The organism is Cellulomonas fimi, assembly GCF_028527925.1.
Lineage (GTDB): Bacteria > Actinomycetota > Actinomycetes > Actinomycetales > Cellulomonadaceae > Cellulomonas > Cellulomonas fimi_C.
In genome coordinates this window covers 1-15,431 of the sequence record NZ_JAPESW010000011.1, presented here as the reverse complement: position 1 = coordinate 15,431, position 15,431 = coordinate 1, and the positions used below count along the sequence as shown (strand labels likewise).

The following is a 15,431-nucleotide window of genomic DNA, read 5'->3' as shown; positions in this document are numbered from 1 at the left end:
CCGACACCGGCACCCGCGCAGGCGTCAGAGGACGACGGCGGGCGAGAGCGCGCGGTCGGGCATCCGCAGCTCGTGCAGCGCGTCGAGCAGCAGACGGTTGAACGCGACGGGCGCGTGGGAGTTCACGTCGTGGCCCGCGCGCGGCACGACCCGTAGACGCGTGCCGGGCCGGGCGGTGAGGTAGCGGCGCTCGTCGAGGCGCAGCGGGTCGCGCGCACCGTTGACGACCCAGACGGGCAGCCGCACGCGGCGCAGGTCGGCGAGCGGGGAGTACCCGGACATCGCGGAGAGCATGTCCTGGACCACGTGCCACGTCCCGCCGCCGATCCGCAGCGCGCGCGTCACGGCCCCGGAGGCGGAGCGGTAGGCGAGCAGCGGCTTGCCCTTGATCTCCGTCGAGCAGCCCGCGAGCACGACGCCGGCGAGCTTGTGCTCGTTCCGCCGCGCGTAGGCGAGGCTCGCGTACCCGCCGAGCGACAGGCCGACGAGCAGGGGCGCGACCGTGAAGGACGCGACGGCGTCGTCGATCGCGCGGATCGCGCCCTCGAGCGTGAACCGTTCGTGCGCACGCGAGCCGTGGCCGGGCAGGTCCAGGGCGAGCGTCGGGTGGCCCGACCGCGTCAGCGCGTCGAGCTGGTGGTGCCAGATCGCGGACGACGTGCGCGTGCCGTGGACGAAGACGATGGGGCGGATGACGGGCTCCTCGGGGGGTGTGCTCCGCGGGAGAGTACCTGTCGTTCCTGGGATTTCCCGGGGAGGGTCACACGTTCGGCGCGCAGGCCCCACGTCCGAGCGTCGCGAGCCCGGCGCGGTCCCCGGCGGCGAACGAGGTCACGGTGAGGTTCGTGCTCGGGTACATGAGCTGCGTCGGGTCGTCGACGTGGCCGAGGCCGACGACGTGGGCGAGCTCGTGCGTCACGACGCCGATCGCGACCGCGGTGCCGTCGCCCGTGGCGACGAGCGGCGCGAGCTCCGCGGTGTCGAGGGTGACCTCGCCCGTGACGTAGACGGACAGCCCGTCGACGGTCACGGACGCCGACCCGCCGGTGCCGGCGACGTCGCCCGCGAGGCCGGGTGTCTCCTGCGCGTCCGACCACGTGAACAGCACGGGCGCCCAGCGGCGTCCGTACCGGTCGGGCTGGTACGCGGGACGGTCCGCGGTCGGGCCCTCGGTCGTGGTGCCGTCCTCGACGAACCGCAGGCCGGTCGCCTCCGAGACGCGCTGGACCGCGGTGCGGATGAGGACGTCCCCACCGGGCGGTGCGCCGTCGGGCCGCACGACGTAGTGGATCGGCCGGCACGGGCTGTACGCGACGGGACCGGAGCCGTCGGGCTGCATCGCGGTGAAGGTGTGCGGGCCGGCATCGAGCGCCGACGCGAGCGGGGGAGTGCCGAGCGGGAGCGCCGCCTCCTCGAACCCGGCGGGCGGCGACAGGCGCGCCACCTGGTCGTTGACCCACCACGCCGCACCGCTGACGAGGGTCGCGACCACCACCGCGGCGACGACGAGGAACGAGGTCCGTCCGCGGCGGTGCCCGCCGACGGCGACGGGTCCGAGGCTCGGCGGCAGGGGCGGCCCGCCCCCGGCCCACGCGCCCGGGCGTGGTCCGCTCCAGGCGGTCGCCGGGTCGGGCGGCGGTGCGGTGAGGGGCGTGCCACCGCCGTCGTACGGTGCGAAGGAGGCGGGGAGCGGGGCGACGTCGGCCCGGTGGGGCGGGAACGACGCGGGCACGCCCGAGTCGGGGAACGCAGCCCCCGCCGCCGAAGGGGCGTGCGCGCGCGGGCCGACGGGCGCCGGCACCCACGTCGGGGGCGCGGCGGCGTCGCGTGCGCTCACGTGCCGTCCTCCCCGTCGCCGGCCGACCGGTCCCGCCGCGGTGCGGCCGGTCCGCCGAGGATCCCACACGCCGCACGGCCCGGCCGTGCCCGCACCGCGCCCGTCACCCGGTCCGCGCAACGCGCCCGGCACCCGCGCGTCACCGTCCCCACCGCCGCACGAGCGCCGCGAGGTGGCCGACGTAGCCGCCGCCGAACAGCAGCGCGTGCACGGCGACGGGGTGGACCTGGTGCAGCCCGGCGCGGTCGGCGTCGCCCGCCCGTCGGGGGTGCACCTCGTCGTAGCCGTCGAGGACGTCGTCGAGGTGGCGGAGCCCGAACAGCCGGAGCATCGCGAGGTCCGTCTCGCGGTGGCCCCCGTGCGCCGCCGGGTCGACGAGCGTCGCGCCCGCGGCGGTCCACACGACGTTCCCGCTCCACAGGTCACCGTGCAGGCGCGCCGGTCGGTCGTCGTCGTCCAGGTCCCCGGAGGCCAACCGCGCCGCGAGCCGGTCGAGCCCGCGCGCGACGACGTCGTCGACGACCCCGGCGTCGACGAGCGCCCGCGTGACGGGGACGACCCGGCATGCGGCGAGGAACTCGCCCCAGCGTGCGAAGCGTCCGGCCGGCATGCGCAGCGGGGCGTCGAGCGGACCGAAGAAGCCGTCGCCCTCCCACCCCGGGGGCGGCACGCCGAACGCGTCGGCGCCCGCGTCGTGCAGCAGCGCGAGACCACGGCCGAACGCGCGGGCGTCGTCGCGGGCCGGCGGCACGGGCACGAGCCGTTCGAGCGTCAGGCCGCGCTCGTCGACGTCGAGCACCTCGACCACGGGCACGGCCCGTGCGGCGCGCAACCACGCCAGACCCGCCGCCTCGCACCGGAAGAACCCCGCGGGCGCGTCGTCGCGCCGCTTGCGGAACGTCGTCGCCGTCAGGCCGTCGCGCACGTCCCCACCTCCCGCGCACCCACCCTGGCGCACGTACGGGGGCCCGGCACCCCGGCGCGCCGCGGCGCGCACGGTTCGCCGCGACGGCGCGCGCGCCCCCGGCGAGACTGGCGGGAGGCGCGCGGCACCGGTCGCGCGGTCGACGGGAGGACGGACCATGCGGGTCGGGGTTCCGCGCGAGGTGAAGAACCGCGAGTACCGCGTGGCGATGACGCCCGCGGGCGTGCACCAGCTGGTCCGTGACGGGCACACCGTGCTCGTCGAGACCGGTGCGGGCCTCGGCTCCCAGATCCCCGACGACGAGTACCGCGCGGCGGGCGCGACGCTGCTGCCCGACGCCGACGACGTGTGGGGCGGCGCCGACCTGGTGTGCAAGGTCAAGGAGCCCGTCGCCGAGGAGTACCACCGGCTGCGCGACGGGCTGGTGCTGTTCACCTACCTGCACCTCGCCGCCGACCGCCCCGGCACCGACGCGCTCCTCGCCGCCGGGACGACGGCTATCGCCTACGAGACGGTCCAGCTGGCCGACGGCTCGCTGCCGCTGCTCGCCCCCATGTCGGAGGTCGCGGGACGGCTCGCGACACAGGTCGGCGCGTACCACCTCATGCGGAACGCGGGCGGCCGCGGGCTGCTGCTCGGCGGCGTGCCGGGCGTCGACGCGGCGAAGGTCGTGATCCTGGGTGCGGGAGTCGTGGGGTCGCACGCCGCGGAGATCGCGGTCGGCATGCGGGCCGACGTCACGGTCCTCGACGTGTCGATGCCGCGCCTGCGCGAGGTCGACGCGGCGTTCGGCGGGCGCGTCCGCACGCTCGCGTCGTCCCCGTGGACGCTCGAGCGCGAGCTCACGGACGCCGACCTCGTCGTCGGGGCCGTGCTGGTCCCGGGCGCCCGCGCGCCGCGCCTCGTGACGAACGAGCTCGTGTCGCGCATGCACGCCGGCGCGGTGCTCGTCGACGTCGCGGTCGACCAGGGCGGCTGCTTCGAGGACACCCGGCCCACGACGCACGACGACCCGACGTTCCGCGTGCACGACACGCTCTTCTACTGCGTCGCGAACATGCCGGGCGCGGTCCCCGTGACGTCGACGCGTGCCCTGACGAACGTCACGCTGCCGTACGTCACAGCGCTCGCCGCGCTCGGGTGGCAGCAGGCCGCCGCGGCGGACCCGGCGCTCGCGCTCGGCCTGACGACGCACGCGGGCGCCCTGCTCAACGACGCGGTCGCGCAGGCGCACGGCTACCCCGCGCAGGACCCCGCGCAGGTCGTCCGTCTGCCCTGAGCGGACCGCGCCGGGGCCCCTGGCCGGTCACGGGCGGCACGGCCTAGCGTCGGCGCATGCGCACCGCTCTCGTCGTCGGAGGCACGGGTCAGGTCGGGCGGGCCGTCGTGCCCGTGCTGGTCGCGGACGGGTGGAGGGTGCGCGTGCTGTCGCGCGGCGGCCGGCAGGACGCTGCGACCGTCGAGGCGTGGGGTGCGACGAGCGTCGTCGGGGACCGCCACGACGCGGACGTGCTCGACCGGGCGCTCGCGGACGGCGTCGACGTCGTCGTGGACGTCGTCGGGTACGACGACCGCGACGCGGCGGCCCTCCTGGCACGCCGCGACCGCATCGGCTCGGCCGTCGTCGTGTCCAGCGCGGCGGTCTACGTGGACGCGTCGGGCGACGGGTTCGAGACGGACAAGTTCGGCACGTTCCCGGTGCCCCTGGACGAGTCGCAGCCGACGGTCGAGGCGGGCCGGGACACGTACGCGACGGGCAAGGTCGCGCTCGAGCGCGCGTGGCTCGACTCCGACGTCCCGACGACCGCGCTGCGCGCCGCGGCGATCCACGGGCCGGGCTGCGTCCAGCCGCGCGAGTGGACGTTCGTGCGGCGGGTCCTCGACGGACGCGACGTGCGGGTCCTCGCGTACGACGGCACGAGCCGCTTCCAGACGGTTGCGACGTCGGTGCTCGCCGACCTCGTGCGCCTCGCCGCCGCGCAGCCCGGCGACCGCGTCCTCAACGCCGCCGACCCGGACGCCCCGACGGTCGCCGAGATCGCCCGCGTCGTCGACGCGACGCTGGGCGCGGAGTCGGCGACCGTGACGTTCGCCGGCCCACCGCGGGGCAACCTCGGCCTGACGCCGTGGTCGGTGCCGCACGACCTGGTGCTCGACATGCGGCGGGCGCAGCGCGAGCTCGGGCACGTCGCCCCCGGCGGGTACGCCGCGACGGCGCCCGCGGCGATCCACTGGCTCGTCGACGAGGCGTCGCGGCGCGACTGGCGCGACGCGTTCCCCGGGTTCGTGCGGATGGAGGCGATGGGCGACTTCTTCGACTACGCCGCCGAGGACGCGTACCTGGCCGACCGTCGGTCATGATGACCGGCATGACCGACGACTCCCTCGACGCGACCAACCCCTTCGCGTCGCCCTCGACGCTGCCCTACGGCCTGCCCGACTACACCGCGATCCGCGAGGAGCACTACCGTCCCGCGCTGCTCGCCGGGATGGCGGAGCACCGCGCGGAGGTCGAGGCGATCGCGACCGACCCGGCCGAGCCGACCGTCGAGAACACGCTCGTCGCGCTCGAGCGCGCCGGCCGGTTGCTGCACCGCGCAGCTGTCGCGTTCTACAACCAGGCGAGCAGCGACTCGACCGCGGGCCTCGACGCGGTCGAGGAGGAGGTGGCGCCGCTGCTGGCCGCCCACCGCGACGCGATCTACCTGGACCGGCGCCTGTTCGCGCGCGTCGAGACGCTCGTCGAGCAGGCCGCGGCCGGCGCGCTCGACCTCCCCGAGGACGCGGCCTGGCTGCTGCACCGGACGCACACGGCGTTCGTGCGCGCGGGCGTCCGCCTCGACGACGCGGCCCAGGCACGGCTGCGCGACCTCAACGCCGAGATCAGCGCGCTCGACGCGACGTTCGGCCGCGAGCTGCTCGCGGCGACCAACGAGGCCGCCGTGCTGGTCACGGACGAGGCCGAGCTCGACGGCCTGTCCGACGACGCCCGTGCCGCCGCCGCGCACGCCGCGACCGAGCGCGGCCACGACGGCGCGTGGCTCGTCGAGCTGCAGCTCCCGACCCAGCAGACGCCGCTCGCCGTCCTGCGCGACCGCGGCCTGCGCGAGCGCATCATGCGCGCGTCGCTCACCCGTGGTGCGGGCGGTGCGCACGACACGCGTCCGGCGCTGCTCGGCCTCGCGCGGCTGCGCGCCGAGAAGGCGCGGCTGCTCGGGTACGAGCACCACGCCGACTACGTCGCGCAGGACGCGACCGCGGGGTCCGCCGACGCCGTCGCCGACCTGCTCGGCCGGCTCGCACCCGTCGCCGTCGCCAACGCACGCGAGGAGGCCGCCGCGCTGCAGGAGGCGCTCGAGCGCGACCACCCGGGCGCGACCCTCGAGCCGTGGGACTGGGCGTACTACGCCGAGCAGGTCCGCCAGGAGCGGCGCGCGCTCGACGACGCCCGTCTGCGCCCCTACCTCGACCTCGAGCGCGTGCTCACCGACGGTGTGTTCCGCGCCGCGACCGCGCTCTACGGGCTCACGTTCGCCGAGCGGCACGACCTCGCCGGCTACCACCCCGACGTGCGCGTGTTCGAGGTGTTCGACGCCGACGGCTCGGGCCTGGGCCTGTTCCTGGGCGACTTCTGGACGCGCGGCTCGAAGCGCGGTGGCGCGTGGATGAACAACCTCGTCGACCAGTCGACGCTGCTCGACCACCCGCCCGTCGTCGTGAACAACCTCAACATCCCCAAGCCGCCGCCGGGCGAGCCGACGCTCCTCGCCTGGGACGAGGTCATCACGCTGTTCCACGAGTTCGGCCACGCGCTGCACGGCCTGCTGTCGGTCGTACGGTTCCCGTCGCAGTCGGGCACCGAGGTGCCGCGCGACTTCGTCGAGTACCCGTCGCAGGTCAACGAGATGTGGGCGTGGGAGCCGCAGGTCCTCGCGTCGTACGCGGTGCACCACGAGACGGGCGAGCCGATGCCCGCCGACTGGGTGCAGACCCTTCTCGACGCCCGCCAGGACGGCGAGGGCTTCGCGACCACCGAGTACCTGGCCGCGGCACTGCTGGACCAGGCCTGGTACCGGCTCGCCCCCGAGGACGTGCCGACCGACCCCGCCGAGGTGGAGCCGTTCGAGGCGGCCGCGCTCGCGGCGGCAGGCGTCGACTTCGCCCCGGTGCCGCCCCGCTACCGGACGACGTACTTCAACCACGTCTTCGCGAGCGGCTACTCGGCCGGGTACTACTCCTACATCTGGTCGGAGGTCCTCGACGCCGACACCGTCGAGTGGTTCCGCGAGAACGGCGGTCTGCGCCGTGAGAACGGCGACGTGTTCCGCGAGCGGCTGCTGTCGCGCGGCGGCTCGCGCGACCCGCTCGCGTCGTTCCGCGACCTGCGCGGCCGCGACGCGGACATCGCACCGCTGCTCGCCCGTCGCGGCCTCCTCGCGGCCGGCGCCGTCTGACGCCGTCGACGCAGGCCCGCCGACGCGCACGTGCGTCGACGGGTCTGCGTCACGCTCGCGGTCGATCGGCCGCCGGTCTCACCACGCGCGGCCGGGCGCGTACGTCCCGAACGACCACTCGCGCCCACCGACGTCGAGCACGCGCGCCCGCCGCGAGCCCCACGCGGTGTCCTCGGGCGCGATCACGGACGTGCCGCCCGCGGCGACGGCCCGCCGGTGCAGGTCGTCGACGTCGGCCGCGCACAGGTAGACCCCTGCCCCGGTCGAGACGCCCACGAGCGGGGCGACGGTGTAGGCGGCGTCGTCGCTCGCGACCATGACGACCGCGTCGCCGAGGCGCAGCTCGGCGTGCTGCACGGCGCCGCCCTCGCCGTCCTGCCGCGTGGTTACCGCGAACCCGAGCGCGACGAGCCAGTCGATCGCCGCGGGTGCGTCGGCGTAGCTGAGGTACGCGTGCAGCGTCGTGGGGGTGTCGTCGGTCACGCCACCACGGTCCCACCGGCCCCCGCCGACGCCAAGGACCCACGGTGTCCGGTCCGTGGGCAGGGCGGCCGGCCCCGGTCGGCGTCCCACCGGGCCAGGTACGGTGGCCGTATGCCCGACACGACCTCCGACCCCGCCCGCACGCCCGCGTCCGTCCCGGACGCCCAGGACGAGGTCGTCGGGATCTGCCGCGACCTCATCCGGTTCGACACGTCGAACTACGGAGACCGCACGGGCCCGGGGGAGCGCGCGGCGGCCGAGCACGTCATGGGGCTGCTGACCGAGGTCGGCCTGGAGCCCGAGCTGTTCGAGAGCGCGCCCGGGCGCGCCAACGTCGTCGTCCGGCTCGAGGGCGAGGACTCCTCGCGCCCGGCGCTGGTCCTGCACGGCCACCTCGACGTCGTGCCGGCGCGCGCCGCCGACTGGTCGGTCGACCCCTTCGAGGCGGTCGAGGCCGACGGGCTCGTGTGGGGACGTGGCGCCGTCGACATGAAGGACATGGACGCGATGATCCTCGCGGTCGTCCGGCAGATGGTCCGTGAGGGCCGCCGCCCGGCGCGCGACGTCGTCGTCGCGATGTTCGCCGACGAGGAGGCGGGCGGCACGTACGGCGCGCGCTGGGCGGTCGACCACCGGCCCGAGCTGTTCGCGGGCGCGACCGAGGCGATCTCCGAGGTCGGCGGCTTCTCGGTCGACGTCGACGGCCGGCGCGCGTACCTGCTGCAGACCGCCGAGAAGGGCCTGTCGTGGCTGCGCCTCGTCGCCGACGGCCGCGCGGGCCACGGCAGCCAGGTCAACACCGACAACGCGGTGACGCACCTCGCGGAGGCCGTCGCCCGGATCGGTCGCCACCCGTGGCCCCTGCAGCCGACGCCGACGGTGCGTGCGCTGCTCGAGGGCGTCGCCGACCTCACCGGCCTGCCGTTCGACCCCGAGGACCCGGAGGGCGTCGACCGGCTCGTCGCCGCGCTCGGGCCGGCGTCGCGGTTCGTCGGCGCGACGCTGCGGCACACCACGAACCCCACCCAGCTCGAGGCCGGCTACAAGGCGAACGTCATCCCCGGCCGCGCCGAGGCGACGATCGACGGCCGCTTCCTGCCGGGGTTCGAGGACGAGTTCGTCGAGACCGTCACCGCGCTCGCGGGCGAGCACGTGCAGATCGAGCGGATCCACCACGACACCGCGCTCGAGGTGCCCTTCTCGGGTGACCTCGTCGACGCGATGGTCGACGCGCTGCTCGCGGAGGACCCGGGCGCGACCGTCCTGCCGTACACGCTGTCGGGCGGCACGGACAACAAGTCGCTGTCCCGTCTCGGCATCACGGGCTACGGGTTCGCGCCGCTGCGGCTGCCCGTCGACCTCGACTTCTCGGGCATGTTCCACGGCGTCGACGAGCGGGTCCCGGTGGACGCGCTGCGGTTCGGCACGCGCGTGCTCGACCGGCTGCTGCGGACCTGCTGACCGCCTCCCGGGCGCAGCGGCCACGGCGCGGTCGGGCGGATCTCAGTCCTCGAACCCCGTGAGGGTGCTGCGCACGCGGATGATCTTGCGGCGGAGCCACACACGCCGCTCGCCGCCCGCGTACAGGACCGTGCGGGCGAGCTCCCAGCGGCCGTACTCGGCCTGCTCGGTGAGCAGCCGACGTGCGTCGTTGCGGCTGGTCGTGCGCGGAAGGGTGAGGACCCGGTACTCGTACTGGCCGCCCTGGGCGACCCATGCGTCACGCTTCGTCCCGGTGCGCCCGACTGCCATCCGCCACCCCGTCCCGACTGCTCGTGCGTCGCCTCGTCCGACCTCGTGCCGAAAGACCCTACGCGGTGCCATTGTGCCCCGCGCGGCGCTACGGTCGTCGCATGACCGTCGACCCGCGTGCCGCGCTGGACCGCCTGATCGCAGCCCTCGAGGCCCACTACAACGCCGTCGTCTCCCGCAAGGGCGAGGACGACCCGGCGGTCGACGACGCGTACGACGTCCTGGCGGACGCCTTCGAGGTCTACGACGACGCCCTCGGCACGGTCCACGGCGAGGCCACCCCGTTCTACCTCGCCGAGGAGGAGGACGACGAGGACGACGAGGAGGACGACGACTGGTCGGCCGAGGAGGACGACGAGTACGACGACGCGGACGACCTCGCGGACGAGCCGACGGGTCTCGGCACCCGCTGACGACCGGCGCCGGCGGGACCGGACGACGCGACGCGGATCTCGCGGTCGGCGACGTCAGAACCGCTCGGGGTAGCCGACCTCGGGCGAGCTGACCTCGTCGAGCGCGCGTCGCAGCTCCTCGGGGAGCTCGAGGTCGAGCGCGCCGAGCGACGCCCTTAGCTGCGCCGCCGTCCGGGCACCGACCACCGCGGAGCTGACCCCCGGCCGCCCGGTCAGCCACGCGAGCGCGACCTCGAGCGGCAGCCGCTCGAGCCCCGACGCGGCGGTCGCGACGGCCTCGACGACGGACGCCGCCTCGCGCGACAGGTACGGCTCCACGAAGCCCGCGAGGTGCGGCGACGCGGCGCGCGAGTCGGCAGGGATCGTGCGGCGGTACTTCCCGGTCAGCACGCCGCGCCCGAGCGGCGACCACGCGAGCACGCCCAGCCCGAGCGCGGCGGCCGCGGGCACGACCTCCCGCTCGACGCCCCGCTGCAGCAGCGAGTACTCGACCTCGACCGCCGCGAGCCCCGGATCGCGCTCGAGCAGCGACGCGACGCGGGCGACCTGCCAGCCCGCGTGGTTCGCGAGGCCCACGTACCGGGCGCGCCCGCTGCTCACGGCGAGCCGCAGCGCCGTCGCCGTCTCGTCGAGCGGGGTCCGCGGGTCGGGCGTCTGCACGAGCCAGAGGTCCACGTGGTCGGTGCGCAGGCGACGCAGGGACGCGTCGAGGGAGTCCAGCAGTCCGCCGCGCGACGCGTCGACCACGCCGCCGGCCGACGTGCGGCGCACGCCCGCCTTGGTGCACAGGACCACCTCGTCGCGCGGCACCACGTCGCCCAGCAGGCTGCCGATGAGCTCCTCCGCGCCGCCGTCCGCGTACGACGCCGACGTGTCGAGCAGCGTGCCGCCCGCGTCGACGAAGTCGCGCAGCTGCTCCGACGCCTCGTGCTCGTCGGTGTCGCGGCTCCACGTCATGGTCCCGAGGCCGAGCCGGGACACCCGCAGACCCGTGCGACCGAGGTGGAGCTGTTCCATGGTGCGCCACCCTAACGTCGCGCACGTGCCCGTCGGGGGAGGCTCCGCGGCTATCGTTGCGCCTCGTGGCTGACGCGATGGGTGCAGGTGAGGCGATCTTCCTGGGGCTGGTCCAGGGTCTGACGGAGTTCCTGCCGGTGTCGTCGAGCGCGCACCTGCGGATCGTCGGCGACCTGCTCGGCAGCGGCGACCCGGGCGCCACCTTCACCGCGATCACGCAGCTCGGCACCGAGTCGGCCGTGCTGCTCTACTTCCGCCGCGACATCGCGCGGATCTGCACCTCCTGGTGGCGGCACGTGCGCGGCGACCGCGGCACCGACCTGCGCGCCCGCCTGGGCATGCCCGCGGGGGAGCCGTCGGACCACGACGCGCTCATGGCGTGGTTCATCGCGCTCGGCTCGGTCCCCATCGTGGTCCTCGGCCTGCTGTTCCAGGACTCGATCGAGCACGCGTTCCGCAACCTGTGGCTCATCGTCCTGACCCTCGCCGGGTTCGCGCTCGTCCTCGGGTGGGCGGACCGGCGCGGCGCGCACCGGCGCACGCTCGAGGAGCTCACGCCACGCGACGCGCTCAAGTTCGGCCTGTGGCAGGCCCTCGCGCTCGTGCCCGGCGTCTCCCGCTCGGGCGGCACCATCACGGGCGGGCTCCTCATGGGCTACACGCGCGAGGCCGCCGCGCGGTACTCGTTCCTGCTCGCCATCCCGGCGGTGTTCGGCTCGGGCCTCTACCAGCTCGCCAAGGCGCTCGCGGGGGACGCGTCGCCCGGCACCGCGGGCTTCGGGGCCACGCTGCTCGCGACGCTCGTCGCGTTCGTCGTCGGGTACCTCGTCATCATCGTGTTCCTCAAGATCGTCTCGACGTTCAGCTACACGCCGTTCGTCGTCTACCGCCTCGGCCTGGCCGCGCTCGTCGTGCTGCTGCTGCTCACGGGCGTGCTCGACCCGATGCCCGCCGCGACGCCCTGACGCTCACAGCCACCCGGACCGGCGGAAGGCGCGGTGCAGCACCCAGCACACGACGCCCATGCCGACCAGGACCGCCGGGTAGCCGTACGTCCACGTGAGCTCGGGCATGTACCGGAAGTTCATGCCGTAGATCCCCGCGACCAGCGTGGGCACGGCCGCGATGGCCGCCCAGGCCGAGATCTTGCGCATGTCCTCGTTCTGCCGGACCGACACGCGCGACAGGTGCGCCGAGAGCATGTCGCCCAGCAGCCGGTCGTGCGCGTCCAGGTGCTCGTCCACGCGGTCCGCCGTGGTCTGGACGCGACGCAGCCACCGCTGCGTCCGCCCCCCGGCGCCGGCCGCCTCGTCGGCCGCGTCCGCGACGAGCTCCGCCAGGACCGACGTCACCGGGCCGAGCGCCCGCCGTGCCTCCGCGATCTCGCGCTTGAGGTCGTAGATGCGCTGCACCGGGTCGCCCGTCGGCGCGGCCGCGAACACGACCGACTCGGTCGCGACGACCGCGTCGCCCAGCTCGACCTCGACGTCACCGGCGGTCGCGACGAGCGTGAGCAGCGCACCGGCGAGGACCTGCCGCACCCCCTCGTCGAGCGGGCGTGGTCCCGCGCCGAGCCGTGCCGCGGTCCGGCCGACGACGTCGGCGGTGCCGGTCTCCGCCGTGAGCACCACGTGCTCGGCGACCACCAGCAGGAGCGAGCCCGTGCTGACCTGCCGCGTGCCCGGGTCGAACGACAGCGTCGGTGCCGTCACGAGCAGCGTCCCGTCCGCCGTCCGGTCGATGCGCGCACGCACCGGACGGTCCGGCTGGGGCGGGCGGCTCCCGAGCCCCTTGAGCCGCATGACCGCGACCGCGTCGTCCCCGACGCCGTGCTGCTCGGCGGCCGTCGCGAGGTCCGCCGGGTCGTGCACCAGCACCCACGTGGCGCCCCGGTCGAGCGCGCGGACGTCGGCTGCGCGGGCGGTCGGTGAGGCGTCGGCGGGGGTCGTGCCGGGAGCCGTACCGGCGAGGTCGTCCACGGCTGCATTGTGGTCCCCCGCCCGGTCGCGTGCGTCCCGACGGTTAGGCTGCCGCCCGTGCTCACCTGGCCGGCCCCGCAGATCCCTCGGCTCCCCGGACGGGGCGGGCCCGTCGTCGTCCGCGACTCGTCGACCGGCGAGCGCGTCGTCGCCGCGCCCGGCCCCACCGCGACCCTCTACGTGTGCGGCATCACCCCGTACGACGCGACCCACCTCGGCCACGCCGCGACCTACGTCGCGTTTGACGTGCTCGGCCGCGCGTGGCGCGACGCGGGGCAGGACGTGCGGTACGCGTCGAACGTCACCGACGTCGACGACCCGCTGCTCGAGCGCGCGACCGCGACGGACGTCCACTGGCGCGAGCTCGCCGACGACCAGATCGCCCTCTACGCGGAGGACATGACGGCGCTCGGCGTCGTCCCGCCTGACGCCTGGACGGGCGTCGTCGAGTCGATCCCGGCGGTCGTCGACGCGGTCGTCGCCCTCGTCGAGCGCGGCGCCGCCTACACCGTCCCCACGCCCGACGCGGTCGACGACGGCCCGGGCGACGTCTACGCCGACCTCTCCGTCGACGGCTCCTTCGGCACCGTCGCGTCCCTCGGGCTCGACGAGATGCTCGCGCTGTCCGCCGAGCGCGGCGGCGACCCCGAGCGCGCGGGCAAGCGCCACCCGCTCGACCCGCTGCTGTGGCGCCGCGAGCGGGCGGGCGAACCCGCGTGGGACGGCGGCACCCTCGGGCGCGGGCGACCCGGTTGGCACATCGAGTGCGCCGTGATCGCGCGCGACTCGCTCGGCCTGCCGTTCGACGTCGAGGGCGGCGGCTCCGACCTGCGGTTCCCGCACCACGAGATGAGCACCTCGCACGCGCGCCTGCTCGACGCGGGCCACGGCGCGCGCGTGCACGTGCACACCGGCATGGTCGGGCTCGACGGCGAGAAGATGAGCAAGTCGCGCGGCAACCTCGTGCTCGTGTCCGCGCTGCGCGCCGCGGGCGTCGACCCGATGGCCGTGCGGCTCGCGATCCTCGCGCACCGGTACTCCGACGACTGGGACTGGACCGACGCGGGCCTCGTCGAGGCGCAGGAGCGGCTCGCGCGGTGGCGGCGGGCCCTGTCCGGCAACGGCGGCCCCGACGCGGCGTCGACGATCGCCGGCCTGCGGGCCGCCGTCGCGGACGACCTCGACACCCCGCAGGCGCTCGCGGTCGTGGACGCGTGGGTCAAGACGGCGCTGCACGGCGACCACGAGCCCGTCGAGGGTGCCCCGGGGCTCGTCGCCCGCGCGGTCGACGCGCTGCTCGGCGTCCGGCTCTGACCCTCGGTCCGCAGCGTCCGCTTGGGCGGTCGCCCCGACGGCTCAGCCGAGGTTGACGCCGGCACGTCGTCCGCCCGTGCCGGCGGTCAGCCGCCCGTGCCCTTGTCCCGCCGGCGCAGGTAGCGCTCGAACTCGCGCGCGATCGCCTCGCCGCTCGCCTCGGGCAGGTCGGCCGTGTCCTTGGCCTCCTCGAGCTGACGGACGTACTCGCCGATCTCGTTGTCCTCGCCCGCGAGCTCGTCGACCCCGTCCTGCCAGGCGGCCGCGTCGTCGGGCAGCTCGCCCAGCGGCACGGGCTCGCCGAGGAGCTGCTCCACGCGGTGCAGGATCGCGAGCGTCGCCTTGGGCGACGGCGGGTGCGCGACGTAGTGGGGGACCGCCGCCCACAGGGACAGCGCCTGCATCCCGCGGGCCGCGGCCTCGTGCTGCAGCACGCCCACGATGCCCGTCGGACCCTCGTACGTGTTCGGCTCGAGGCCCACGGCGTCGCGCAGGTCCGCGTCCTCGCTCGTCGCGTTCACGGGGATGGGCCGCGTGTGCGGCACGTCCGCGAGCAGCGCCCCGACGGTCACGACCGTCCGCACCCCGAGCCCGGCCGCGATGTCGAGGAGCTCCGCGCAGTACCGCCGCCAGCGCATCGACGGCTCGATGCCGTGCACCAGCACGACGCGGCGGCCGGAGCGCGGCGTCTCGACGACCGCGACCGACGTCGTCGGCCACGTGATCTCGCGCCGCCCGTGCGGCCCGACGCCCACCACGGGCCGGTTGACCTGGAAGTCGTGGTACTCCTCGGGGTCGAGCTCGTCGACCTGCTCCGCGCCCCACGCCTCGTGCAGGTGCTGCAGCGCGTGGGTGGCCGCCGAGCCCGCGTCGTTCCAGCCCTCGAACGCGGCGAGCATGACCGGCTCGTCGTCCGGGAGGTCCGCGGGTGCGTGCTCACTCATCTGCCCAGCGTAGGACGGCTCGTCCTCACCGCCCCGACGGGACGCGCGGCCGGGCGCGCCTCGCGATCTCCTCCGCGGACAGGTCGACCCCCCGCGCCTGCAGCGCGACGACGGCGACCGACATGGGGTTGCCGACCATCGCGGCGCCGTCCTCGTGCGTCCACACGCCGCCGTGCGCCTCGACGAGCTCGATGCCGTGCACCAGCACGACGCGGCGGCCGGAGCGCGGCGTATCGACGACCGCGACCGACGTCGTCGGCCACGTGATCTCGCGCCGCCCGTGCGGCCCGACGCCCACCACGGGCCGGTTGAC

The 15,431-nt window shown here is 75.6% G+C and carries 15 protein-coding genes and 1 pseudogene; 7 read left to right on the top strand and 9 right to left on the bottom strand.

Translation table 11 applies throughout. The features are described 5' to 3' along the window. Positions 1–24: 24 nt before the first annotated feature. From OMK64_RS07315 to OMK64_RS07305, 3 genes are all read right to left on the bottom strand, one after another. Positions 25–786 carry an alpha/beta fold hydrolase gene (locus OMK64_RS07315; protein WP_272727419.1) on the bottom strand — a complete coding sequence of 254 codons (762 nt, stop codon included), beginning with the start codon at positions 784–786 and terminating at the stop codon, positions 25–27. Further along, entirely contained in the window at positions 761–1,837 is a 1,077-nt protein-coding gene (locus OMK64_RS21045) for a matrixin family metalloprotease (protein WP_272727418.1), read from the bottom strand. The genes OMK64_RS07315 and OMK64_RS21045 overlap by 26 nt, the downstream gene beginning before the upstream one ends. A gap of 139 nt (positions 1,838–1,976) precedes the next feature. Next, positions 1,977–2,762: a fructosamine kinase family protein gene (locus OMK64_RS07305; protein WP_272727417.1), complete on the bottom strand. Its 786-nt coding sequence runs from the start codon at positions 2,760–2,762 to the stop codon at positions 1,977–1,979. Between the two features lie 157 nt (positions 2,763–2,919). Here OMK64_RS07305 and ald point away from each other — a divergent pair, with 157 nt between their 5' ends. Genes ald through OMK64_RS07290 form a run of 3 tightly spaced genes read left to right on the top strand, consistent with a single transcriptional unit; the run spans position 2,920 to position 7,216 of the window. After that, positions 2,920–4,041: an alanine dehydrogenase gene (ald, locus tag OMK64_RS07300; protein WP_272727416.1), complete on the top strand. Its 1,122-nt coding sequence runs from the start codon at positions 2,920–2,922 to the stop codon at positions 4,039–4,041. A 56-nt stretch (positions 4,042–4,097) separates the two neighbouring features. Beyond that, on the top strand, positions 4,098–5,123 hold the full coding sequence (locus OMK64_RS07295) for an NAD-dependent epimerase/dehydratase family protein (protein WP_272727415.1): 1,026 nt from the start codon (positions 4,098–4,100) through the stop codon (positions 5,121–5,123). Positions 5,124–5,131: 8 nt separating this feature from the next. After that, complete coding sequence (locus tag OMK64_RS07290; protein WP_272727414.1) at positions 5,132–7,216, top strand: M3 family metallopeptidase; 2,085 nt, start codon at positions 5,132–5,134, stop codon at positions 7,214–7,216. Between the two features lie 78 nt (positions 7,217–7,294). On the opposite strand, the gene OMK64_RS07285 is transcribed toward OMK64_RS07290, so the two are convergent. Further along, positions 7,295–7,699 (bottom strand): VOC family protein, encoded by a 405-nt coding sequence (locus OMK64_RS07285; RefSeq protein WP_272727413.1) that lies wholly within the window; start codon positions 7,697–7,699, stop codon positions 7,295–7,297. A 111-nt stretch (positions 7,700–7,810) separates the two neighbouring features. On the opposite strand from OMK64_RS07285, the gene OMK64_RS07280 reads away from it, so the two are divergent. After that, positions 7,811–9,160, top strand: coding sequence for a M20/M25/M40 family metallo-hydrolase (locus OMK64_RS07280; protein ID WP_272727412.1), 1,350 nt, complete (start codon positions 7,811–7,813; stop codon positions 9,158–9,160). A gap of 42 nt (positions 9,161–9,202) precedes the next feature. Here OMK64_RS07280 and OMK64_RS07275 read toward each other — a convergent pair whose 3' ends face one another. After that, positions 9,203–9,451, bottom strand: coding sequence for a DUF5703 family protein (locus tag OMK64_RS07275; RefSeq protein WP_168678011.1), 249 nt, complete (start codon positions 9,449–9,451; stop codon positions 9,203–9,205). Between the two features lie 101 nt (positions 9,452–9,552). Here OMK64_RS07275 and OMK64_RS07270 point away from each other — a divergent pair, with 101 nt between their 5' ends. Then, entirely contained in the window at positions 9,553–9,864 is a 312-nt protein-coding gene (locus OMK64_RS07270; RefSeq protein ID WP_272727411.1) for a primosomal protein, read from the top strand. A gap of 54 nt (positions 9,865–9,918) precedes the next feature. Here OMK64_RS07270 and OMK64_RS07265 read toward each other — a convergent pair whose 3' ends face one another. After that, positions 9,919–10,881 carry an aldo/keto reductase gene (locus OMK64_RS07265; protein ID WP_272727410.1) on the bottom strand — a complete coding sequence of 321 codons (963 nt, stop codon included), beginning with the start codon at positions 10,879–10,881 and terminating at the stop codon, positions 9,919–9,921. Positions 10,882–10,958: 77 nt separating this feature from the next. Here OMK64_RS07265 and OMK64_RS07260 point away from each other — a divergent pair, with 77 nt between their 5' ends. Next, the gene (locus tag OMK64_RS07260; RefSeq protein WP_272727490.1) at positions 10,959–11,846 is read left to right on the top strand and encodes an undecaprenyl-diphosphate phosphatase; all 888 of its coding nucleotides are present in this window, start codon (positions 10,959–10,961) and stop codon (positions 11,844–11,846) included. 3 nt (positions 11,847–11,849) lie between these two features. Here OMK64_RS07260 and OMK64_RS07255 read toward each other — a convergent pair whose 3' ends face one another. Beyond that, a complete protein-coding gene (locus OMK64_RS07255) occupies positions 11,850–12,860 on the bottom strand; it encodes a magnesium and cobalt transport protein CorA (protein ID WP_272727409.1) in 1,011 nt (336 codons plus the stop codon). 57 nt (positions 12,861–12,917) lie between these two features. On the opposite strand from OMK64_RS07255, the gene mshC reads away from it, so the two are divergent. Continuing rightward, positions 12,918–14,174 (top strand): cysteine--1-D-myo-inosityl 2-amino-2-deoxy-alpha-D-glucopyranoside ligase, encoded by a 1,257-nt coding sequence (gene mshC / locus OMK64_RS07250; RefSeq protein WP_272727408.1) that lies wholly within the window; start codon positions 12,918–12,920, stop codon positions 14,172–14,174. Between the two features lie 86 nt (positions 14,175–14,260). Here mshC and OMK64_RS07245 read toward each other — a convergent pair whose 3' ends face one another. Then, positions 14,261–15,118 carry a PAC2 family protein gene (locus OMK64_RS07245; RefSeq protein ID WP_272727407.1) on the bottom strand — a complete coding sequence of 286 codons (858 nt, stop codon included), beginning with the start codon at positions 15,116–15,118 and terminating at the stop codon, positions 14,261–14,263. Positions 15,119–15,143: 25 nt separating this feature from the next. Beyond that, positions 15,144–15,431 (bottom strand): annotated as a pseudogene (locus tag OMK64_RS21195) (hypothetical protein); the annotation flags it as partial.